General features: G+C 45.8%; 1 rRNA gene. It reads right to left on the bottom strand.

Annotation, left to right across the window (positions count from 1 at the left end):
• A 16S ribosomal RNA gene (locus KJQ99_RS09615) occupies positions 1-354 on the bottom strand; the annotation flags it as partial.
• Positions 355-504: the final 150 nt, after the last annotated feature.

Here is a 504-nt window from a genome sequence, read left to right as displayed (position 1 = left end):
GCCGTGTCTCAGTCCCAATGTGGCCGATCAACCTCTCAGTTCGGCTACGTATCATCACCTTGGTAGGCCGTTACCCCACCAACAAGTTAATACGCCGCAGGCCCATCCAAAAGTGACAGCGAAAGCCGTCTTTTACATGAACATCATGCGGTATTCATGGTTATGCGGTATTAGCACCTGTTTCCAAGTGTTATCCCCCTCTTTTGGGCAGGTTGCCTACGTGTTACTCACCCGTTCGCCACTAAGCTTCTTTCGGTGAATGCAAGCATTCGGTGAAAGAAAGCTTCGTTCGACTTGCATGTATTAGGCACGCCGCCAGCGTTCGTCCTGAGCCAGGATCAAACTCTCGATTTATAGTTTGTGACTCAAAATTTACTAGCGAATTGACTTCGCAAATATTGTTGCTCTTGTTCAAAACAAGAAGCCCTGCACATTTGCTTATCGAAACTTTGTTCAGTTTTCAAAGATCTGTTTCATAGTCGCTTGTTACGACTTCTTAAGTAT

It is taken from the genome of Campylobacter sp. 2018MI13 (assembly GCF_018501135.1).
Classification (GTDB): Bacteria; Campylobacterota; Campylobacteria; order Campylobacterales; family Campylobacteraceae; genus Campylobacter_E.
Note: the sequence above shows the minus strand (reverse complement) of the source record. Positions and strands in the feature narration are given on the sequence as shown.